Here is a 20,937-nt window from a genome sequence, read left to right as displayed (position 1 = left end):
GAAACCATACGGATCATGGCCTCCAAGATTGCGTACCAGGGTGAGCCCGGCGCCAACTCCAATATCGCGTGTCAGCAGATGTTCCCGGACATGGAAAGCGTGCCGTGCGCCAGTTTCGAGGATGCCTTTGAGCTGGTGACCAGCGGCGAGGCGGAGCTGGCCATGATCCCCATCGAGAACTCGATCGCCGGCCGGGTGGCGGACATCCACATCCTGCTGCCGCAGTCCAACCTGCAGATCGTAGGCGAGTACTTCCTGCCTATCCATTTCGACCTGCTGGGCATCCCGGGCAGCACCATTGAAGGCGCCACGGAGGTCCACAGCCACATCCACGCGCTGGGCCAGTGCCGGAAGCTGATCCGCGAGCACGGCCTCAAGCCCGTCATCGCCGGAGACACAGCGGGTTCGGCCAGGGAGGTGGCGGAATGGAACGATCCCCGCAAGCTCTCCCTCGCTCCCCCGCTGGCCGCCGACATCTACGGCCTGAAGGTCCTGGCCTCCCGGGTGGAGGACGACCCCTCCAACACCACCCGCTTCGTGGTCCTGGCGCGCGAAAAGGCACTGCCGGCCCGGGACGAACTTCCCGAACCGGCAGTCACCAGCTTTGTGTTCCGCGTGCGCAACGTCCCGTCCGCCCTGTACAAGGCACTGGGCGGCTTCGCCACCAACGGCGTGAACATGACCCGGCTGGAAAGCTACATGGTGGGCAACGAGTTCGCCGCCACCATGTTCATGGCTGACGTCGAAGGCCACCCCGAGGACCTGCCGCTGAAGCTGGCCCTCGAGGAACTGGACTTCTTCACCACCGAGGTGCGGATCCTCGGCGTGTACGCCGCGGCCGACTACCGGCTCGCCGCCGCCACGGCCTGACGCGGTGCCGCGGGGGCGGCCTTCAGCAGCGGCGTGAAGAACGCGCCCAGCTCCGCGGTTGCCGTCAGCGGCAGGACATTGGCCACGTACTGGTCCGGGCGGACCACCACCACAACGCCGCTGCGGTCCAGGCCGCGGAGGTCGAAAATGTCCGCCTTGGGATCCGTGGCGTACACCTTCTCGTAGTCGGTCAGCTTGAACGGGCCCACCAGCGGCTTGAAGACGGCGGGCACGGCATTGATGTCGACGGCGGTGTGCGGCTGCTGGTAGATGACCTTCAGGTCGAACCACGCGTCCGGGTCGGCGCCGGCAGGGGTGGCGGCCAGCGGGGACTCCGGCGAGTTCACGAACCACTCGGCGAGCATGTCCGTTGCCGAGTTGGTGCCCGGCAGGGCGGGGTCAGCGAAGACGTAGATCCGCCAGCGGCCGTCGGCGGTGGCGTGGTGGCCAAGATGGAGGGGGTTGGTGTCCCCCACCCGGACCACGGGTGCGGACTTGAAGCGCTTGCCCACCGGGAACCCGGTGGCCAGGTCCTGGTGGTCGGTGCTGCCAACGATCAGGGACGGCGTGTACTGCGTCATGAAGCCGGCAGGGAATTCGGCGGTCTGCACGTAGAAGTCTTCAAGGTCGGAGGGGTGTTCGAACTCCTCCGGCTTCTTGGCCATCATGGTGGACCATTCCTTGTCGAAGTCGATCAGGTTCTTCGCCACTACCTGGCGCTCCTCGGAGTAGGTGCTCAGCAGGCTCTCCGGGCTGCGGCCCTCCAGGACATGCCCCAGCTTCCAGGCGATGTTGAACCCGTCCTGCATGGAGACGTTCATGCCCTGGCCGGCCTTGGCGCTGTGGGTGTGGCAGGCGTCGCCGGTGATGAAGACCCGGGGTGTGCGGGTGCCGCGTTCCGCCGGCAGGACGTCGTCGAACCTGTCCGTGAGCCGGTGGCCCACCTCGTAGACGCTGTGCCAGGCCACGTTCCGCACGTCCAGGGTGTAAGGGTGCAGGATGTCATTGGCCTTGGCAATAATCTCCTCGATGGAGGTGTCCCGCACGGAGTGGTGGCTGTTGGGATCCACTTCGCCCAGGTCCACGTACATGCGGAACAGGTGGCCGCCCTCCCGCGGAATGTGCAGGATGCTGCCTTTGGCACCCTGGATGGCGCACTTGGTCCGGATGTCCGGGAAGTCGGTGACGGCAAGAACGTCCATGACGCCCCAGGCATGATTGGCCTGGTCCCCGGCCATCGTGCAGCCGATCGCCTGGCGCACCTTGCTGCGGGCGCCGTCGGCACCCACCACGTACTTGGCCCGGACAATCCGGTCCTGACCTTCGTCGGGTCCGGCCGTATGGCGGAGTGTCACCGTGACGGGATACTCGCCCTCATTGGCCACGGTGAGGCCCTGGAAGTCGTAGCCGTAGTCGGGCTTAAGCCGTGTGGGTGAATTTGCGGCATATTCGGCGAAGTAGTCCAGGACGCGGGCCTGGTTGACGATCAGGTGCGGGAATTCGCTGATGCCCATCTCGTCATCCACGGCGCGGGCAGTCCGGATGATGTTCGCGTGGTTGGCGGGATCCGGCTTCCAGAAGGCCATTTCGGTGATGCGGTACGCCTCGGCGATGATCCGCTCCGCAAAGCCGAAGGCCTGGAACGTCTCCACGCTGCGCGCCTGGATGCCGTCGGCCTGCCCGATTGCGAGCCGGCCCGGGCGGCGTTCGATAATGCGGGCGGTTACGTTGGGGAACATGGAGAGCTGCGCCGCGGCGAGCATGCCGGCAGGGCCGGTGCCCACGATGAGGACGTCCACTTCGTCGGGAAGTTCCTCGGGGCGGTTAAGGCCGACGCCGGCTGCCGGCTGGACACGCGGGTCACCGGATACGTATCCGTGGTGGTGGAACTGCACGGGCTTTCCTCACTTCGTTGTGGATGACTATCGGGGCCAAAGTGTGTTCTATATCAGAACACACGATTCGATAATCGAAACTATAGATCTGGCTTCCACTGTACGCCCGATGTGATCCGGGCGACAAGTGCCATCGGCCCGCTCGTCAAAAGCCCGGAAAATCAGGGGTTGACGGACCGCGCCGGATGGGTGATAGTGATCGTATACGATTTCGTACCTGATGAGGAGAAGGCTTTGGAGCAGGTCAACGGCGACACCCTGGCGGCAGCACGCAAGGTGATCGCAGTGCACATCAACTACCCCAGCCGGGCCGCCCAGCGGGGCCGCACCCCGGCGCAGCCGTCCTACTTCCTCAAGCCTTCCAGCTCGCTGGCACTGGGCGGAAGCCCCGTTGAGCGGCCCGCCGGCTGCGAACTGCTCGGCTACGAGGGCGAGATCGCCCTGGTGATCGGCAAGGCCGCCCGCCGTGTTTCGATTGAGGACGCCTGGAACCACGTCGCGGCCGTCACCGCCAGCAACGACCTCGGCGTGTACGACCTGCGCTGGGCGGACAAGGGCTCCAACCTCCGGTCCAAGGGCGGCGACGGGTTCACCCCCGTGGGCCCGGCACTGATCCCGGCAGACGCCGTCGACCCCGCCAAACTGCGCATCCGCACCTGGCACAACGGGGACCTGGTCCAGGACGACACCACCGGGGACCTGCTCTTCCCGTTCGCCCGGCTCGTCGCGGACCTCTCCCAGCTCCTCACGCTCGAGGAAGGTGACATCATCCTCACCGGCACCCCTGCCGGTGCCTCGGTCGCCAAGCCGGGCGACGTGCTGGAAGTGGAAGTGGAGACGATCGACGGTGGCCTGTCCACCGGCCTGCTGGTCACCACCGTTGAGGAAGGCACGACGGCGTTCGCGGACTTTGGTGCCCGGCCCAAGGTCGATGACCTGCAGCGGGAGGAAGCCTACGGTTCCCGTGAAGCCGCGGGGCTTGCCGCCGTCGGGCCTGTTCTGACCCCGGAATTGAAAGCCAAGCTGGAGTCCGTTGCCACCGCCACCCTGTCCTCCCAGATGCGCAAGCGGGGCCTTAACAACGTCAGCATCGACGGACTGCAGACCACCCGTCCGGACCGCCGCGTGGTGGGCCTGGCCCGCACTCTCCGCTACGTCCCCAACCGCGAGGACCTGTTCAAGACCCACGGCGGCGGCTTCAACGCCCAGAAGAAGGCCATCGACTCCGTGAACGAAGGCGAAATCCTGGTCATGGAAGCCCGCGGTGAAAAGGGAACCGGCACTGTGGGCGACATCCTGGCCCTCCGTGCCCAGGTCCGCGGTGCCGCGGCCATCATCACCGACGGCGGCGTCCGCGACTACTCCGCCGTGGCGGACCTGGAGATGCCCACCTACTTCGCCAATCCGCATCCGGCCGTGCTGGGCCGCCGCCACATCCCGTGGGACACGGACATCACCATCGCGTGCGGCGGGGCCACCGTCCAGCCCGGCGACATCATCGTGGCCGATTCCGACGGCATCCTGGTGATCCCCCCGGCCATCGCCGAAGAACTGGTGGAGGACTGCATCCAGCAGGAGAAGGAGGAAACCTTCATCTTCGAGATGGTCAAGCAGGGTAACAGCGTGGACGGCCTCTACCCCATGAACGCCGAATGGCAGGCAAAGTACAAGGAATGGGCAGGCACCAATGAGTGAGGCCACCATGGTTGCCGGCAGCAAGTCCGAGCAGGCCTACCAGGCCGTCAAGGCCCGGATCGTGGAAGGCATCTACACCCCCGGCTACCGGCTGGTCCTGGGCTCCATCGCCAAGGACCTGGGGTTCAGCGTGGTCCCCGTCCGCGAAGCCATCCGGCGGCTGGAAGCCGAAGGCCTGGTGACGTTCGAACGCAACGTGGGCGCCACCGTGGCCGGCATTGATCCCACCGAATACCTCTACACCATGCAGACCCTCAGCATCGTGGAAGGCGCCGCCACAGCGCTGTCCGCCCCGCTGATCGATCCCGCAGCCGTGGCCAGGGCCCGCGCCGTGAATGAAGAGATGCGCGAGTGCCTGGACCACTTCGACCCCGTCCGGTTCACGCAGCTCAACCAGGACTTCCACAGCGTCCTGTTCGAGCACTGCCCCAACCCGCACATCCTGGACCTGGTGCACCGCGGCTGGAACCGGCTCGCAGCCATCCGGTCCTCCACGTTCCGCTTCGTCCCGGGCCGCGCCCGCGAGTCCGTGGATGAACACGAAAACCTGCTGAAGCTCATCGAAACCGGAGCCGACGCAGAGCAGATCGAAAAAGCCGCCAGGCTCCACCGCTCGGCAACCCTTGACGCATATCTCGCCCAAGCAAAGCACCAGTAAGGACTTCAATGATGACGACCTCAGTAGAAACTTCCAAGCACTACGTCCCTGAGGACCTGCCCACCCACATCCAGCACTACATCAACGGCCAGTTCGTTGACTCCGTGGGCGGCAAGACCTTCGATGTCCTGGACCCGGTGTCCAACCGGAACTACGCCACCGCCGCGGCCGGCCAAAAGGAAGACATCGACCTCGCCGTCGCCGCAGCCCGCGAAGCGTTCGTGAATGGCCCCTGGCCGAAGATGAAGCCCCGCGAGCGGGCCCGGATCCTGAACAAGATCGCTGACGCCGTCGAAGCCCAGGAAGCGCGCCTCGCCGAACTGGAAACCTTCGACACCGGCCTGCCCATCACGCAGGCCAAGGGCCAGGCCCTCCGCGCCGCCGAGAACTTCCGCTTCTTCGCTGACCTGATCGTGGCCCAGTTTGATGACGCCATGAAGGTCCCGGGCTCGCAGATCAACTATGTGAACCGCAAGCCGATCGGCGTCGCGGGCCTCATCACCCCGTGGAACACCCCATTCATGCTCGAGTCCTGGAAGCTGGCCCCTGCGCTGGCCACCGGCAACACCGTGGTCCTCAAGCCGGCCGAGTTCACGCCGCTTTCCGCGTCGCTATGGGCCACCATCTTCAAGGACGCCGGCCTTCCCGACGGCGTCTTCAACCTGGTCAACGGCCTGGGCGAGGAAGCCGGCGACGCGCTGGTGAAGCACCCGGACGTCCCGCTGATCTCCTTCACCGGCGAGACCACCACCGGCCAGACGATCTTCCGGAACGCCGCCGCCAACCTCAAGGGCCTCTCCATGGAGCTTGGCGGCAAGTCCCCGTGCGTCGTTTTCGCGGACGCCGACCTGGACGCCGCCATCGATTCCGCCCTGTTCGGCGTCTTCTCCCTCAACGGCGAACGCTGCACGGCCGGCTCCCGCATCCTGGTTGAGCGCGCCATCTATGACGAGTTCTGCGAGAAGTACGCCGCCCGCGCAAAGAACATCGTGGTAGGCGATCCGCACGACCCCAAGACCCAGGTGGGCGCCCTGGTCCACCCCGAGCACTATGAGAAGGTGGCATCCTACGTTGAGATCGGCAAGTCCGAAGGCCGGCTCCTGGCCGGCGGCGGCCGCCCCGACCACCTGTCCGAAGGCAACTACATTGCACCCACGGTGTTTGCCGACGTCGCGCCTGACGCCCGGATCTTCCAGGAGGAAATCTTCGGACCGGTGGTGGCCATCACCCCGTTCGAAAACGACGACGAGGCCCTCGCCCTGGCGAACAACACCAAGTACGGCTTGGCCGCCTACATCTGGACCCAGAACCTTACCCGCGCCCACAACTTCTCGCAGAATGTCGAGGCCGGCATGGTGTGGTTGAACAGCCACAACGTCCGGGACCTGCGCACCCCGTTCGGCGGCGTCAAGGCTTCCGGGCTCGGCCACGAGGGCGGCTACCGCTCCATCGACTTCTACACCGACCAGCAGGCCGTGCACATCACGCTCGGTACCGTCCACACCCCCAAATTCGGCGCCTAAGCCAGCCGGCCGCCGTCGTACCTTCCAAGCCCCTTTCAAAGAAGAGAGACTCCAATGACCAACTTCGTCCCCACCCCCACCGTCCCGGCACCGGACATCGTCCGCTGCGCCTACATGGAAATCGTGGTCACGGACCTCGCCAAGTCCCGTGAGTTCTACGTGGACGTCCTGGGCCTGCACGTCACCGAAGAAGACGAGAACAACATCTACCTGCGCTCCCTGGAAGAGTTCATCCACCACAACCTGGTGCTGCGCAAGGGTCCCGTCGCCGCCGTCGCGGCCTTCGCCTACCGCGTGAAGTCCCCCGCCGAGGTGGACGCCGCCGAGGCCTACTACAAGGAGCTCGGCTGCCGGGTGGAGCGCCGCAAGGAAGGCTTCACCAAGGGCATCGGTGACTCGGTCCGCGTGGAGGACCCGCTGGGCTTCCCCTACGAGTTCTTCTACGAGGTGGAGCACGTGGAGCGCCTCACCCAGCGCTACGACCTCTACTCCGCCGGTGAACTGGTCCGTTTGGACCACTTCAACCAGGTGACCCCGGACGTCCCCAAGGGCCGGAAGTACCTGGAGGACCTGGGCTTCCGCGTCTCCGAGGACATCAAGGATTCCGACGGCGTCACCTATGCCGCCTGGATGCACCGCAAGCAGACCGTCCACGACACCGCCCTCACCGGCGGCAACGGCCCGCGCATGCACCACGTCGCGTTCGCCACCCACGAGAAGCACAACATCATCCAGATCTGCGACAAGATGGGCGCCCTGCGCATCAGCGACCGGATCGAACGCGGCCCCGGACGGCACGGCGTGTCCAACGCCTTCTACCTCTACATCCTGGACCCGGACGGCCACCGCATCGAGATCTACACCCAGGACTACTACACCGGCGACCCCGACAACCCCACCATCACCTGGGACGTCCACGACAACCAGCGCCGCGACTGGTGGGGCAACCCCGTGGTCCCGTCCTGGTACACCGAGGGTTCCCTGGTCCTGGACCTGGACGGCAACCCGCAGCCGGTCATCGTCCGCGAGGAAAAGTCCGAGATGGCCGTGACCGTGGGCGCCGACGGCTTCTCCTACACCCGCAAGCCGGAGGGTGAAGCTGCCGAGGGCTTCAAGCTGGGAGTCCAGGTCTAACCATGCTGGAGCCGACGACGATTGAGGCCATCGCGGACGAACTGGTGGAAGCCGGCCGGACCCGCACCCCTGTCCCCCGCCTGACCGCCCGCTACCCGGAGATGACGGTGGAGGACTCCTACGCGGTGCAGCAGCTGTGGCGCCGCCGGAACGAGGACGCCGGCCGGACCCTGGTGGGGCGCAAGATCGGCCTCACGTCCAAGGCCATGCAGGCTGCCACCGGCATCACCGAACCGGACTACGGCGCCATCTTCGACGACATGGTGCTGGAAACCGGCTGCTCCGTGGAGTGGGACCGGTACACGCATCCGCGGGTGGAGGTGGAACTGGCGTTCGTCCTTAAGGACGGGCTGAAGGGCCCGGGCGTCACCATCTTCGATGTCCTGAAGGCCACCGACTACGTGGTTCCGGCCCTCGAAATCCTGGACTCCAGGATCGAGATGGAGGGCCGGACCATCGTGGACACCATCTCGGACAACGCCGCGATGGGTGCCATGGTGATCGGCGGCAACCCGGTCAAGCCGGACGCCGTGGACCTCCGCTGGGTCTCCGCCATCCTGTACAAGAACCAGACCGTGGAGGAAACCGGTGTGGCCGCCGGAGTCCTGGACCACCCTGCCAACGGGGTCCACTGGCTGGCCAACAAGATCGCCGCCCATGGTGACTCTTTGAAGGCTGGGGATATCATCCTGGCGGGGTCCTTCACCCGTCCCCTGTGGGTCTACAAGGGCGACACCGTGCACGCGGACTACGGCCCCCTGGGAGTTGTGACATGCCGTTTCGAGTAGAGGACACTTTCCGCTCCGCGCTTGCTGCGGCAGGCCGTCCGCTGGCGGGTATGTGGGTGTGCTCCGGCAGCCCGCTGATCGCCGAGCTGTGCGCCGGATCGGGCCTGGACTGGCTGCTGGTGGACGCCGAGCACAGCCCCAACGGGCTCGAATCCATCCTTGCCCAGCTGCAGGCCGTCCACGGCTACCCGGTCCACACCCTGGTCCGGCCGCCCGTGAACGACACCGTGGTGATCAAGCAGTACCTGGACCTTGGGGTGCAGAACCTGCTGATCCCCATGGTCAACTCCGTGGCCGAGGCTGAAGCCGCGGTGGCCGCAACCCGCTACCCCCCGCAGGGTGTCCGCGGAGTGGGCTCCGCGCTGGCCCGCGCCGCCCGCTGGAACCGGGTACCCGATTACCTGGCCCGGGCCAACGAGACCATCAGCGTCACGGTCCAGATCGAATCCACCGCCGCCGTGGCGGCGGTGGAGGACATCCTGAAGGTGGACGGGGTGGACGCCGTCTTTATTGGGCCGTCCGACCTCGCCGCCTCCATGGGCCTGCTGGGACAGCAGGAACACCCCGAGGTGCGCGCCGCCGTCGACCACTGCCTGTCCGCCGCGAGGGCGGCCGGAAAGCCCGCCGGGGTGAACGCCTTCAACCCGGACACGGCCCAGCATTACCTCACGAACGGCGCCGGCTTCATCCTGGTGGGAGCCGACGTCGCCCTCCTGGCCCGCGGCTCCGAAGCCCTCGCCGCAAAGTACATACCGCACCCGGCGGCTGGCCCTGACGAAACCCGTCCCAGCTACTGACCTTCCCTTCCTAAGGACTTCCCATGACAGTTACTGCTGCGCTGCCCCCTGCCCTCACACCGGAGCGCGAAGCCGCGCTCCTTGCTTCCGTGCCCACAGGTCTTTTGATTAACGGTGAGTGGGTGGAGGCGTCCGACGGCGGCACGTTCGATGTGCACGACCCCGCCACCGGGGAGGTTCTCGCCACCCTCGCTTCCGCCACGAGTCAGGATGCGATCGCTGCGCTGGATGCAGCCGACGCCGCCCAAGCGTCCTGGGCACGGACCGCGCCACGGGTGCGGTCGGAGATCCTGCGCCGCGCCTTTGACCTGGTCACCGAACGCGCCGAGGACTTCGCCCTGCTGATGACCCTGGAAATGGGCAAGCCCCTGGCCGAGGCCCGCGGTGAAGTCACCTACGGGGCCGAGTTCCTCCGCTGGTTCGCCGAGGAAACCGTCCGGGACTACGGCCGCTACCTCACCACCCCCGAGGGCAAGAACAAGATCCTGGTCCAGCACAAACCGGTGGGCCCTTGCCTGCTCATCACGCCGTGGAACTTCCCGCTGGCGATGGCCACCCGCAAGGTCGCTCCCGCCGTCGCCGCCGGCTGCACCATGGTGTTGAAGCCGGCCAAGCTTACGCCGTTGACGGCGCAGTACTTCGCGCAGACCATGCTCGACGCCGGCCTGCCCGCGGGCGTGCTGAACGTCGTCGCCTCGTCCTCGGCTTCGGGGATTTCCGTGCCGCTGCTGAAAGACTTCCGGCTGCGGAAGGTCTCCTTCACCGGCTCCACCCCGGTCGGCAAGCGCCTGATGGCCGACGCGGCGCAGAACGTGCTGCGGACCTCGATGGAGCTGGGCGGGAACGCACCGTTCATCGTGTTCGAGGACGCGGACCTGGACGCCGCGGTTGAAGGGGCGATGGCGGCGAAGATGCGGAACATGGGCGAGGCCTGCACCGCAGCGAACCGGTTCCTGGTCCACGAGGCCGTGGCCCAGGAATTCACCCGCAAGTTCGCCGCCGCCATGGCAGCCCTGACCACCGGCCGCGGCACCGACCCGGACAGTAAAGTCGGGCCGCTCATCGACGGCGGCGCGCGCGACGACGTCCACGCCCTGGTCACCGGCGCCGTCCAGGCCGGGGCGGTGGCCGTCACCGGCGGCGCCCCCGTGGACGGGCCCGGCTACTTCTACCAGCCCACCGTCCTGGCCGACGTCCCCAACGACGCGGCCATCCTGGGCCAGGAAATCTTCGGCCCCGTCGCCTTCGTCACCACCTTCAGCAGCGAAGACGACGCCATCCGGCTGGCCAACGCGAGTGAGTACGGACTCGCCTCCTACCTCTACAGCCGGGACTTCAACCGACTCCTGCGGGTGGCGGAGCAGATCGAATTCGGGATGGTCGGGTTCAACGCCGGCGTCATTTCCAACGCCGCAGCACCCTTCGGCGGCGTCAAACAGTCCGGCTTGGGACGTGAGGGCGGCTCCGAAGGCATCGCCGAATACACCACCACCCAATACATCGGCATCGCCGACCCCTACGCGGCCCAATAAGACCGCCCAAACTGGCCCAGTTATCACTGCGGGACCCCGGAACCCGGGGTCCCGCAGTCGTTAACCGCCCAAAAGTGGGCCAGTGTGACACACACCCGCCGGCGTTCGCTCCAGCACAACAGTCCTGCGCACAAAGACAAGAGCCTGGAACGGGGTGCAACCCACACTTGGAGTAACCCGCTACGCCGACCGGCTGGCGTCCTTGCCTACTCGAAGTGGAGTATCCCTTGGAAACCTATGATGCGCTTCTCGCGTCCATTGCCCCCGCCACCGGCACCGGCCGGACCATCTTTGACCCTGCCACCGGTGAAGCCGTGGGCGAAGCCCCCATCCACGGCCTCGACTACCTGGAAAACGCCGTGTCCGCCGCCGTCGCAGCCCAGCCCGCCTGGGCTGCCCTGGGCCACGACGCCCGGTCCGCCGCGCTCCTCAAAGCAGCCGACGCCGTCGAACGCTCCGCCGAGGAACTCGCCCAACTGCTCTCCCGCGAGCAGGGCAAACCCCTCAACGGCCCCAACGCCCGCTTCGAAGTCGGCGCCTGCGTCGCATGGCTCCGCGCCACCGCCGGTCTGCCCCTCGAACCGGAAACCATCGTTGACGACGGCGAGACCCGCGCCGAACTGCACTACCGGCCCATCGGCGTCGTCGGCGCGATCGGCCCCTGGAACTGGCCCATGATGATCGCCGTGTGGCAGCTCGCCCCCGCCCTGCGCATGGGCAACGCCGTGGTGGTCAAACCCTCGGGCAACACCCCGCTGTCCGTCCTGGCCCTGGTCAAGGTCCTCAACGAGGAACTCCCTGACGGCATTCTCTCGGTGGTCTCCTGCGGCCGCGAAGTGGGCGCCCGCCTCACCGACCACCCCGCCATCGGCAAGATCATGTTCACCGGTTCCACCGCCGGCGGCCGCGCCATCATCAAGTCCTCCGCGGACACCGTCAAGCGGCTCACCCTGGAACTGGGGGGCAACGACGCCGGCATCGTCCTGCCGGACGCCGACCCCAAGGCCATCGCCCAGGACGTCTTCTGGGGCGCCTTCCTGAACACCGGCCAGACCTGCGCCGCGCTCAAGCGCCTCTACGTCCACGACAGCATCTACGACGCCGTCTGCGAAGAACTTGCGGCGGTTGCGAAGGCGATGCCCATGGGCAACGGCCTGGACGAGAACAACGTCCTGGGCCCGCTGCAGAACAAGGCCCAGTACGACGTCGTAGCGAACCTCGTGGAGGCAGCGAAGGCTTCCGGAGCACGCGTCCTGCTGGGCGGCGACCCGGACACCAGCCAGCCCGGCTACTTCTACCCCACCACCCTGGTAGCGGACATCGACAACGACAACCCGCTGGTGGCCGAGGAACAGTTCGGCCCGGCCCTGCCGATCATCCGCTACAGCACCATCGACGAAGCAGTGGAGAAGGCGAACGGACTCGACGTCGGACTGGGCGCCTCCGTCTGGTCCCCGGACCAGAAGGCCGCCCGCGACGTCGCAGCCCGGATCCAGGCCGGCACGGTGTGGATCAACCGGCACGGCGCCGTTGATCCGCGCATCCCCTTCGGCGGCGCGAAGCAGTCCGGTTACGGCGTGGAGTTCGGCGTCGAAGGCCTCAAAGCGCTCGGCGTCCCCCAGGTCATCAACGGCTGACCGGGACTTCGACGGCGGGGGTCCCTGCATGCAGCCCGCAGGCAGGACTCCCGCTGTCCTGTTGGCTGGTGTTGCTAGCCCATGGCTGGTGCGGTGGATGTGCGTCCGGAAAACTGCCGACGGGCCCAGCGGGCGAGTTTCTTGCCCTTGCCCTTCCACCAGTTGTCCTCGTCCTTGTTGTAGTGGAAGCGGAAGACGATGGCCACCAGCACGAACATGCCCATCACCACGTCAACCCAGGACGACGTCACCAGGGCGATGAAGACGGTCAAGGCGTTGGCCATGACCGACGGAATGGCCAAGGTCCGGAACACGGTGCTGGCCACGAAGCGCCCGTGCGACCTCGGGACGGACAACTCGCGGACCATGTCGAAGCAGACGCAGACCACCACGATGGTCTGGCCGATGGCCAGCAGGACCTGTCCTGGCACGGAGCCGCTGAAGGCAGCCACGGCTTCCATTCCCGGGCTCACGGCCGGGCCTTGCTGCTAAGAGCTTTGCTGAGAACCTTAAACACGGAAAACCCCCAGAACTTGCGGAACCATCGCCGCTGATCCGGCGATGGTTCCATTCAAGTTTCAGGGGGCTTTTCCGTCACGAGTAGTGGGTACTCTAATTTCGCGGAACGCCGGAACCCGGTGTGCTGCCCGGGGTGCTACTGCCCGATGGCCCGGGGGCGCCACAGCATGACAGCCTGCGACCGCGGCCGGGGCCGCTGCCCGCGGGCAAGACTCACCACGTCACCGGCTGCGCCAGCGGCGAAGATCCGCGAGTCCACGGTGCGGGGCCTCCGACCGAGTTCCTCGGTGAGTTCCGAGATCCGGCTTTGGAGCGCGGCCACCTGGTTTTCGAGTTCCAGGATGCGCTTGATCCCCTCCAGCGAAACACCCTCGTGGGACAGGCGCTGCACTTCCCGCAGCATGTTCACGTCACGCTGCGAGTAGCGCCGGGACTTGCCCGGGGCACGGCTGGGCTTGACGATGCCGAGCCTGTCGTACTGCCGCAGGGTCTGCGGGTGCATGTCCGCCAGCTCGGCCGCCACGGAGATCACGAAGATCGGCTGGTCAGCACTGATGTCCACGGCTCACCTCCGCTCCTAGAGCCGGGCCTTGGCTGCCAGGCCCTCACGGACATCCGCCGACGACGTTGCCTCGGCGAACGCCTTGACCGCAGCTTCGGCGTCCTTGTTGAGATTCTTGGGAACAGCGACGTCGATGGTCACCAGCAGGTCACCGGTGCCCTTGGATGTCTTCACGCCTTTGCCCTTGACCCGCAGCGTGCGGCCCGACGGCGTGCCCGCCGGAACGCGGACCTTCACCGTGTCGCCGTCGATGGTGGGCACCTCGATGTCCGCGCCCAAAGCAGCCTCCGGGAAGGAGACCGGGACGTGGATGCGCAGGTTGTCGCCGTCGCGCGTGTAAAAAGCGTGGGGCTGGACGGACACGGACACCACCAGGTCGCCGCTGCCGGCAGCACCTGGCTGGCCCTTGCCGCGCACGCGCACCTTCTGGCCGTCCTTGATGCCGGCAGGAACCCGGACGTCGATCACCTCGCCGCTTGGCTCGCGGAGGCCGATGGTGGTGCCGCGGATGGAACCGGCGAAGGAAATGCTGGTGGAGGCGGTCCGGTCGGCACCCTTTTGCGGGGTGCGCTGGAACCCGGGCGCACCGCCGAAACCGCCAAAGAGGTCAGCGAATTCGGGCGGGATGCCGCCCGCGGAAGGATTGAAGCCGCCGGCATGGCGGCCGGTATTGCCGGTGAAGAGGCCGCCGAACATGTCCTCGAACCCGCCGTTGCCGCCGGCGGCACCGCCGGGAGCAAAGCGGGCCCCGCTGCCCATGGCCCGGATGGCGTCGTACTGCTGGCGCTCATCAGGATCCGAGAGCACGGAGTAAGCCTCTGAGATGTCCTTGAACTTCTTCTCGGAAGCAGCGTTCCCCGCATTTGTATCGGGGTGGTGCTGCCGCGCAAGCTTCCGGTAGGCCTTCTTGATGTCGGCATCGGAAGCGTCCTTGGCAACACCAAGGATCTTGTAAAAGTCCTTGTCCACCCAATCCTGGCTAGCCAATGGCGTTTCCTTTCAAAGTCTTCTAACTAACAGCTCTCCGCGGTACAGGGGCCCCCGCCCCTACGCGTGGCGGCTGGGTCCTTGCGGACCCCAGCCGCCACGCTCCGGCAGGCCCGATGCCACTCCCGGGGCCCCTGTACCGCTGCGAGCTTTGTGGTTACCTCACCTTAGGCGAGATGACCGCCGGCGCGGAGGCCGGATAGGGGGCGGCGGTGTGGAGGGCACCGCGAAGCGGGCACCGCCCCCTATCCGGCGTAGCGCCGAAGTACCCCCGCCTAAGCCGGGACCGCCACGATCACTTGGGCTGCGCGGAGGACGCGGTCCCCTGACTTGTAGCCGGAGCGGAGGACCTGGCTGACGGTGTCAACCTCGATGTCCTCGCCGGGCTGCTGGATCAGGGCTTCGTGGATGGTGGGATCGAACTCCACGCCGGTCTCGTTGATGCGGACCAGGCCGTAGGTCTTCAGCGCGTTCTCCAGTTTCGTGGCGATCGCGGCGAAGGGCCCGTCGGTGAGGTCCCCGTGCTGCCGGGCGGCGTCGACGTCGTCCAGGACCGGGAGCAGGGAGTTCAGGACGCCGATGACGGCCATTTCCCCTGCCACGGCGCGGTCGCGTTCAACGCGCTTGCGGTAGTTGACGTACTCGGCCTGGAGGCGGAGCAGGTCGTTGCGCAGTTCGGCTGCCTCGGCGTTGCCGCCTGACCCCGCCGGAGCCCCCTGGGCCACGGATTCCTCGGCCGGCACGTCCACGCCGTTGAGAATCTCCTCGGCTTGGGCCAGCGCGTCGCCGTCGGAATCTGCCCCGGCCTGGGACCCGGCCCCGGAAGCAGTGTTCGCGCCTTCAGCGTGACTGCCCTCGGGGTGCCGTGCCTGCCCGGTCACCGGGTCAACCTTGCGGTTGTCCCGGATGACCGGTTCCTGGCCGTTGCCCTGCGTGTTCTGCTGGCCGGCGGATGCGTTGTGCTCTTCCTCGTTACCGTGGTGCGGCATGGGTTACTTCTTCGCTTCGTCTTCGTCGATGATCTCGGCGTCGACGATGTCTTCGTCGGAAGAACCTGCCGAAGCTCCGGCGGCACCCTCAGCACCTGCAGCGCCTGCACCGTCCGGCGAACCGGCCTGGGCGTAGATGGCTTCGCCGAGCTTGGTCTGGGAAGCCTGCAGCTTCTCGAACGCCGACTTCACAGCGGCGTCGTCGGTACCTTCGAGTGCCTTCTTGAGGCTGTCGACGTCGCCCTGGACCTCGGTTTTGACCTCTTCCGGCAGCTTGTCCGCGTTGTCGGCGATCAGCTTGTCCACGGAGTAGGCCAGCTGCTCGGCGGTGTTGCGGGTGTCGGTGGCCTCGCGGCGGGCCTTGTCCTCGGCTGCGTGCTCCTCGGCGTCCCGGACCATGCGCTCAATGTCCTCCTTGGAGAGGCTGGAGCCACCGGTGATGGTCATGGACTGTTCCTTGCCGGTGCCCTTGTCCTTCGCGGAGACGTGAACGATGCCGTTGGCGTCGATGTCAAAGGTGACCTCAACCTGGGGAACACCGCGCGGTGCCGGGGCGATGCCGGTCAGCTCGAAGGTACCCAGCGGCTTGTTGTCGCGGGTGAACTCGCGCTCGCCCTGGAAGACCTGGATGGCCACGGACGGCTGGTTGTCGTCAGCGGTGGTGAAGGTCTCGGACCGCTTGGTGGGGATGGCGGTGTTGCGCTCGATCAGGTGCGTCATCACGCCGCCCTTGGTTTCGATGCCGAGGGACAGCGGGGTGACGTCGATCAGGAGGACGTCCTTGCGCTCACCCTTCAGCACACCGGCCTGCAGGGCTGCACCGACGGCCACGACCTCGTCCGGGTTAACGCCCTTGTTGGGCTCCTTGCCGCCGGCCAGTTCCTTCACCAGCTCGGAGACGGCGGGCATACGGGTGGAGCCACCCACCAGCACAATGTGGTTGATGTCGGAGAGCTTGATGCCGGCTTCCTTGATGACGTCGTGGAACGGCTTCTTGGTGCGCTCCAGCAGGTCCTTGGTGAGGTCCTGGAACTTGGCGCGGGTGAGCTGCTCGTCCAGGTGGACCGGGCCGTCGGGGGTGACGGAGAGGTACTGGAGGGAGACGTTGGTGCTGGAGGAGGAAGAGAGTTCCTTCTTGGCCTGCTCAGCTGCTTCGCGGAGGCGCTGCAGGGCGATCTTGTCCTTGGAGAGGTCGATGCCCTTCACCTTGAGCTGGTTCAGCAGGTAGTCAACGACGCGCTGGTCCCAGTCGTCGCCGCCCAGGCGGTTGTCACCGGCGGTGGCGCGGACCTGGATGGTGGAGAAGTTGTCTTCGTCCTTGCCCACTTCCAGCAGGGAGACGTCGAAGGTGCCGCCACCGAGGTCGAAGACCAGGATGAGTTCGTCTTCCTTGCCCTTGTCCAGGCCGTAGGCCAGTGCGGCGGCGGTGGGCTCGTTGACAATGCGCAGGACGTTCAGGCCGGCGATCTCGCCGGCTTCCTTGGTGGCCTGGCGCTCGGCGTCGTTGAAGTAGGCCGGGACGGTGATGACGGCGTCGGTGACCTTTTCACCCAAGTAGGACTCGGCGTCGTTCTTCAGCTTCATCAGCGTACGCGCGGAGATTTCCTGCGCGGTGTACTTCTTGCCGTCGATGTCCACCTTCCAGTCGGTGCCCATGTGGCGCTTGACGGAGGCGATGGTGCGGTCGATGTTGTTGACGGCCTGGCGCTTGGCGATCTCGCCAACCAGGACCTCGCCGGACTTGGAGAATGCAACGACCGACGGCGTGGTGCGGCCACCCTCGGCGTTGGCAATAACGGTGGGCTCGCCACCTTCGAGAACGGAGACGACGGAGTTGGTGGTTCCGAGGTCGATACCTACTGCACGTGACATGTGTTGCTTCCTTCTTTCCTTGGAAACTGGTTGGCGCCCTAAGCATTGAGCGTTCTGCACTCAACTCTACTCAGGGCGCCAACGATGTCAATCCAAAGTTGAGCGGACTGCGCTCAACTTTGGATGCAGCTTATCTCCGGATTCCGTGGATTGGCGGGCAGGGGGACGGAAGATAACGACGCGGCGCGCCAGTTCGCTTTGCGAGAACGGCGCCCCAGGGCTGCTTCAGCGCTCCGTGTTCCGGTCACCGTGCAGCGGGCCGCGCTCTTCGTCGGTTGCCTGAACCTGGCCACCGGTAAGCCCGTCCCGGATGGCCTTCTCGGTGCGGGCGACACCCGTGGTCCCCGCGTCGCCGTAGTCGCCTTCTTCGTATTCACCGTCCAGGGCATCACGCTCCGGTTCGTTGACGGTGCCGGCGTCACCGTAGTCGCCGTCCACGTACTGCCCGCCTTCCCCCTCCAGCCCGGGGGCGCTGCTGCCCTTGCGGGGCTCCTCGGCTGCAACTTCTGGATTCTCAGTCATGGTGCATCTCTCCTTCGAGGCTCCGCGTCCGTCCGGGCGCACTGGCAGTCTATCGACGGGGCGGGCGCACCAACAGGCCTTAAACCGCCCCCGTCAGGAGGGCTGCACCGGCAGCCCCGCGGTCCCCGCCAGGACGGCGAGGTGATGGTCGAAGAGTTCATGCGGTGCCCGGAAGGTGTCCGGCCCGTACTGGTTGAACACTTCGAAGCTGACTGCACCAAACAGGGAGCTCCACACCAAAACGCCCCGCGCCACCAGCTCATCCGGAATGGCCAGCCCGAATTCCCGGCGGATGGCCTCGAGGTCCGCGGCCAGGGTGGACGGAAGCTGCGGGGATGGTCCCGCAATCGCCAACTGCCCCGCCCGGGAGGCGGCATCCAGGATGCCGATGAGGCTGACGATGACGCGCGTGCCGGGGCCCGTCGTGCGCTCGGCCGGCGCGTTGTAGCCGGGAACCGGGCTGCCGAACAGAAGCGCATAGCTGGCAGGCTCGCGCAGCGCCCACGTCCTGACGGCTCCACCCAGGGCCAGGAACCGGCCAAGATGGTCGCCCTCCGGCGCCGCCGCAACGGCCGCGTCCACCTCATCCCCCAGTTCGCCGAAGGCATCGATAAGCAGCAGCGTGAGCAGTTCGTCCCGACTCTCCACGTAGCGGTAAACGGCGGAGGACACCACTCCCAGATCCCTTGCCACGGCCCGCAGGGAGAGGGCGGCTGCGCCGTCGGTAGCCAGGTGCTGCCTGCCCAGCCGGACAATGTCCGCCACGGTCTGCGACCGCGCGCGCTGCCGGGGCGTCAGGGGCCGGGGCTGGTTGGCGGTTGTTCCGCGGGCATCATCCATGACCCCAGCTTGCCACAAACGAGAGCGCGGGGAGCTAAAGAGAGCACCGCTCTTGACATTGCCATCCTGGACGCGCATTCTTACTTTCGAGAGCACTGCTCTCATTTACTGAAAGGGAGACAGAAGTGCCTGACGTATATGTTGTGACCGGGGCGGGACCCGTGGGCTGGACGGTAGCGGAACAATTGGCGGACCGGGGACGGCAGGTGCGCGTCCTGACCCGGTCGGGCAGCGGACCGGACCACCCGCTCATCGAGCGCATCAGCGGGGATGCCAAGGATCCGGCGGTTCTGCGCACTGCCTTTGCCGGCGCCAAAGCCATCTTCCACTGCGTCCACGGATCGGCGTACACCGCGGCGGCCTGGCGGGCAGAGCTGCCTGCCGCCGAGCAGGCAGTGCTCAGCGCCGCGCAGGAGGTGGGCGCCGTCGTCGTCTTCCCTGAAAGCCTCTACTCCTACAGCGAGCCGGACCGCGTGATCACCGAGGCCGGCCCACGCCGGGCCACCGGGGGCAAGCGCGGTGTTCGGACGGACCTGCTGCAGGCCCGCGAGGTCTCCGCCACGCCCACGGTAAGCGTGGTGGCGGGCGACTTCTTTGGGCCGCGCGTCCGGATGGCGCACGCCGGCGAGCGCATGGTGGCGCCGGTCCTTGCCGGAAAGAACGTCAGCGTGATGGGAAGCGCCAGCCAGCCGCACTCGTTCACCTACGTACCCGACCTGGCCGGCGCCATGATCGCGGCCGCTGACCAACCGTCCGCCTGGAACGCCGTCTGGCATGCCCCGACGGGGCCGGCGCGCACGCAAAAGGAACTTGCTGCGGCCTTCGCTGCGGCGGCGGGACGGCCCGCCCCGAAGGTGCGCGTCCTTCCCGGCTGGACACTCCGGGCGGCGGCACTGGTTTCAGCCGGCGCCCGCGAGCTGGCGGAGATGCTGTACCAGTTTGAGCGGCCCTTCGTCATGGACTCCGCAGCTTCCGAGGCAGCGCTTGGAGTCAGCCACACGCCGCTGGAAACGGCTGCTGCCGCCACCGTGGAGTGGTGGCGGCAGCAGCGTTAGTCCGGGCGGAACGCGGGGGCTAGCTGTATTGACCTGAGAGGTTGGTGACGCGGCTGACCGGTGGCTGACCTTTGAGTGAGGTGTGGCCTCGATGGTGATTGTAGTGATGGAGCCAGTCCTCGAAGGCGGCAACACGCTCGGCCTCTGACCGGTAAGGACGGGCGTAGGCCCATTCGTCAAGCAGCGTGCGGTTGTAGCGCTCGACTTTGCCGTTGGTCTGGGGCCTGTACGGGCGCGTGCGTTTGTGCTTGATCTCGGGGCCCAGCGCGTCCTTGAACGCGTAAGAGCGGTAGCAGGAGCCGTTATCGGTCAGGACCCGTTTCACAGTGATTCCGTGGGACTCGAAATAGCCGTTAGCGCGTTTCCAGAAGCTGGCGGCGGTTTCCTTTTTCTCGTCGGGCAGGATCTCTGTGTAGGCAAGCCGGGAATAATCATCCACGGCGTTGTGCAGGAAAGCGTAGCCCGGTCTCCGGTTCACCGCGGTACCGGTCTTGTTCCGGTTGCCGGCGGTCCTGCCGACGCTGCGGTGTCCGCCGCCGTCCGGGATCCGTCCCAGTTTCTTGATGTCGACGTGGACCAGGTCCCCTGGGCTGTGGTGCTCGTACCGGCGGATCACCCGGCCCGTGGCCCGGTCCAGCCACGCCAGCCTCGCCAGCCCAAATCTGGACAGCACCCGGTGCACCGTGGAGGGATGGATGCCCAGGAGGTAGCCGATGCGTGCCGGGCCCCACCGGCGGTTGATCCTGATCGCGATGATCCGCCGCTCCCGCCGCACGGAGGTCCGCCGTGGGGAGCTGACCGGCCGGCTGGAACGGTCCGCCATCCCGGCCTCGCCAAGAGCCCGGTAACGGGCCGCCCACCGGCCGGCGGTCGTGACGGATACCTGAAAACGTTCAGCTGCCCGCCGCAACGGCCATTTGTCGTCCACGATGCATCTGGCCAGCCGGAGCCGTCCCTTGGGCGTCAGAAGCGCGTTAGCATGGGACATTGAAGACCTCCTTGTGGTTCGGACTCTAGACAAGCCCCACTCCACTCGGAGGTCTTCTTTTTGTCACCTAACCA

General features: G+C 66.6%; 19 protein-coding genes. 10 read left to right on the top strand and 9 right to left on the bottom strand.

The window, feature by feature from the left end:
• Positions 1-15: 15 nt before the first annotated feature.
• Positions 16-870: a prephenate dehydratase gene (locus QF031_RS00790; protein ID WP_307422762.1), complete on the top strand. Its 855-nt coding sequence runs from the start codon at positions 16-18 to the stop codon at positions 868-870.
• Here the strand turns inward: QF031_RS00790 and QF031_RS00785 are convergent.
• The gene (locus tag QF031_RS00785; RefSeq protein WP_307422759.1) at positions 843-2,765 is read right to left on the bottom strand and encodes an FAD-binding monooxygenase; all 1,923 of its coding nucleotides are present in this window, start codon (positions 2,763-2,765) and stop codon (positions 843-845) included. The genes QF031_RS00790 and QF031_RS00785 overlap by 28 nt on opposite strands.
• A gap of 234 nt (positions 2,766-2,999) precedes the next feature.
• On the opposite strand from QF031_RS00785, the gene QF031_RS00780 reads away from it, so the two are divergent.
• From QF031_RS00780 to QF031_RS00745, 8 genes are all read left to right on the top strand, one after another.
• The gene (locus QF031_RS00780; protein WP_307433041.1) at positions 3,000-4,460 is read left to right on the top strand and encodes a fumarylacetoacetate hydrolase family protein; all 1,461 of its coding nucleotides are present in this window, start codon (positions 3,000-3,002) and stop codon (positions 4,458-4,460) included.
• Entirely contained in the window at positions 4,453-5,118 is a 666-nt protein-coding gene (locus QF031_RS00775) for a GntR family transcriptional regulator (RefSeq protein ID WP_307422756.1), read from the top strand. The genes QF031_RS00780 and QF031_RS00775 overlap by 8 nt, the downstream gene beginning before the upstream one ends.
• Before the next feature lie 11 nt (positions 5,119-5,129).
• Positions 5,130-6,641, top strand: a complete 1,512-nt coding sequence (hpaE, locus tag QF031_RS00770; RefSeq protein WP_307422753.1) for a 5-carboxymethyl-2-hydroxymuconate semialdehyde dehydrogenase — start codon at positions 5,130-5,132, stop codon at positions 6,639-6,641.
• A 54-nt stretch (positions 6,642-6,695) separates the two neighbouring features.
• Complete coding sequence (gene hpaD, locus QF031_RS00765) at positions 6,696-7,775, top strand: 3,4-dihydroxyphenylacetate 2,3-dioxygenase (RefSeq protein ID WP_307422750.1); 1,080 nt, start codon at positions 6,696-6,698, stop codon at positions 7,773-7,775.
• A 2-nt stretch (positions 7,776-7,777) separates the two neighbouring features.
• Positions 7,778-8,563 carry a 2-oxo-hept-4-ene-1,7-dioate hydratase gene (gene hpaH / locus QF031_RS00760; RefSeq protein ID WP_307422747.1) on the top strand — a complete coding sequence of 262 codons (786 nt, stop codon included), beginning with the start codon at positions 7,778-7,780 and terminating at the stop codon, positions 8,561-8,563.
• The gene (locus tag QF031_RS00755) at positions 8,548-9,360 is read left to right on the top strand and encodes an HpcH/HpaI aldolase family protein (protein WP_307422744.1); all 813 of its coding nucleotides are present in this window, start codon (positions 8,548-8,550) and stop codon (positions 9,358-9,360) included. The genes hpaH and QF031_RS00755 overlap by 16 nt, the downstream gene beginning before the upstream one ends.
• A 23-nt stretch (positions 9,361-9,383) precedes the next feature.
• Positions 9,384-10,892, top strand: coding sequence for an NAD-dependent succinate-semialdehyde dehydrogenase (locus QF031_RS00750; RefSeq protein WP_307422741.1), 1,509 nt, complete (start codon positions 9,384-9,386; stop codon positions 10,890-10,892).
• A 227-nt stretch (positions 10,893-11,119) separates the two neighbouring features.
• Positions 11,120-12,529 (top strand): aldehyde dehydrogenase family protein, encoded by a 1,410-nt coding sequence (locus QF031_RS00745; protein ID WP_307422739.1) that lies wholly within the window; start codon positions 11,120-11,122, stop codon positions 12,527-12,529.
• 74 nt (positions 12,530-12,603) lie between these two features.
• On the opposite strand, the gene QF031_RS00740 is transcribed toward QF031_RS00745, so the two are convergent.
• The 7 genes from QF031_RS00740 to QF031_RS00710 all read right to left on the bottom strand — a co-directional run bounded on the left by QF031_RS00740 (position 12,604) and on the right by QF031_RS00710 (position 18,820).
• On the bottom strand, positions 12,604-12,990 hold the full coding sequence (locus QF031_RS00740; RefSeq protein ID WP_307433038.1) for a hypothetical protein: 387 nt from the start codon (positions 12,988-12,990) through the stop codon (positions 12,604-12,606).
• 194 nt (positions 12,991-13,184) lie between these two features.
• Entirely contained in the window at positions 13,185-13,610 is a 426-nt protein-coding gene (locus QF031_RS00735; RefSeq protein WP_307422736.1) for a heat shock protein transcriptional repressor HspR, read from the bottom strand.
• A gap of 15 nt (positions 13,611-13,625) precedes the next feature.
• Positions 13,626-14,597, bottom strand: coding sequence for a DnaJ C-terminal domain-containing protein (locus tag QF031_RS00730; RefSeq protein ID WP_307422733.1), 972 nt, complete (start codon positions 14,595-14,597; stop codon positions 13,626-13,628).
• 275 nt (positions 14,598-14,872) lie between these two features.
• On the bottom strand, positions 14,873-15,586 hold the full coding sequence (locus QF031_RS00725) for a nucleotide exchange factor GrpE (protein ID WP_307422731.1): 714 nt from the start codon (positions 15,584-15,586) through the stop codon (positions 14,873-14,875).
• Between the two features lie 3 nt (positions 15,587-15,589).
• A complete protein-coding gene (dnaK, locus tag QF031_RS00720) occupies positions 15,590-17,458 on the bottom strand; it encodes a molecular chaperone DnaK (protein WP_307422729.1) in 1,869 nt (622 codons plus the stop codon).
• Positions 17,459-17,683: 225 nt separating this feature from the next.
• A complete protein-coding gene (locus QF031_RS00715) occupies positions 17,684-17,980 on the bottom strand; it encodes a hypothetical protein (protein WP_307422727.1) in 297 nt (98 codons plus the stop codon).
• 93 nt (positions 17,981-18,073) lie between these two features.
• Positions 18,074-18,820 carry a TetR/AcrR family transcriptional regulator gene (locus QF031_RS00710; RefSeq protein WP_307422724.1) on the bottom strand — a complete coding sequence of 249 codons (747 nt, stop codon included), beginning with the start codon at positions 18,818-18,820 and terminating at the stop codon, positions 18,074-18,076.
• 125 nt (positions 18,821-18,945) lie between these two features.
• Here QF031_RS00710 and QF031_RS00705 point away from each other — a divergent pair, with 125 nt between their 5' ends.
• Positions 18,946-19,875, top strand: coding sequence for an NAD-dependent epimerase/dehydratase family protein (locus tag QF031_RS00705; protein WP_307422722.1), 930 nt, complete (start codon positions 18,946-18,948; stop codon positions 19,873-19,875).
• Positions 19,876-19,894: 19 nt separating this feature from the next.
• Here QF031_RS00705 and QF031_RS00700 read toward each other — a convergent pair whose 3' ends face one another.
• Complete coding sequence (locus QF031_RS00700; RefSeq protein ID WP_307422720.1) at positions 19,895-20,863, bottom strand: IS481 family transposase; 969 nt, start codon at positions 20,861-20,863, stop codon at positions 19,895-19,897.
• Positions 20,864-20,937: the final 74 nt, after the last annotated feature.

Origin of the sequence: Pseudarthrobacter defluvii (assembly GCF_030816725.1) — a bacterium.
GTDB classification, from domain to species: Bacteria; Actinomycetota; Actinomycetes; order Actinomycetales; family Micrococcaceae; genus Arthrobacter; species Arthrobacter defluvii_A.
The sequence above is the reverse complement of the archived record's forward strand: the minus strand, read 5'-3'. Positions and strand labels throughout refer to the sequence as shown.

Coding starts and splice junctions, on each gene's coding strand:
- QF031_RS00775 (WP_307422756.1), top strand. CDS start 4,453: ATGAGTGAGGCCACCATGGTTGCCGGCAGCAAGTCCGAGCAGGCCTAC.
- QF031_RS00740 (WP_307433038.1), bottom strand. CDS start 12,990: ATGGAAGCCGTGGCTGCCTTCAGCGGCTCCGTGCCAGGACAGGTCCTG.
- QF031_RS00715 (WP_307422727.1), bottom strand. CDS start 17,980: ATGACTGAGAATCCAGAAGTTGCAGCCGAGGAGCCCCGCAAGGGCAGC.
- hpaD (WP_307422750.1), top strand. CDS start 6,696: ATGACCAACTTCGTCCCCACCCCCACCGTCCCGGCACCGGACATCGTC.
- QF031_RS00725 (WP_307422731.1), bottom strand. CDS start 15,586: ATGCCGCACCACGGTAACGAGGAAGAGCACAACGCATCCGCCGGCCAG.
- QF031_RS00700 (WP_307422720.1), bottom strand. CDS start 20,863: ATGTCCCATGCTAACGCGCTTCTGACGCCCAAGGGACGGCTCCGGCTG.
- QF031_RS00710 (WP_307422724.1), bottom strand. CDS start 18,820: ATGGATGATGCCCGCGGAACAACCGCCAACCAGCCCCGGCCCCTGACG.
- QF031_RS00750 (WP_307422741.1), top strand. CDS start 9,384: ATGACAGTTACTGCTGCGCTGCCCCCTGCCCTCACACCGGAGCGCGAA.
- hpaE (WP_307422753.1), top strand. CDS start 5,130: ATGACGACCTCAGTAGAAACTTCCAAGCACTACGTCCCTGAGGACCTG.
- QF031_RS00790 (WP_307422762.1), top strand. CDS start 16: ATGGCCTCCAAGATTGCGTACCAGGGTGAGCCCGGCGCCAACTCCAAT.
- dnaK (WP_307422729.1), bottom strand. CDS start 17,458: ATGTCACGTGCAGTAGGTATCGACCTCGGAACCACCAACTCCGTCGTC.
- hpaH (WP_307422747.1), top strand. CDS start 7,778: ATGCTGGAGCCGACGACGATTGAGGCCATCGCGGACGAACTGGTGGAA.
- QF031_RS00755 (WP_307422744.1), top strand. CDS start 8,548: ATGCCGTTTCGAGTAGAGGACACTTTCCGCTCCGCGCTTGCTGCGGCA.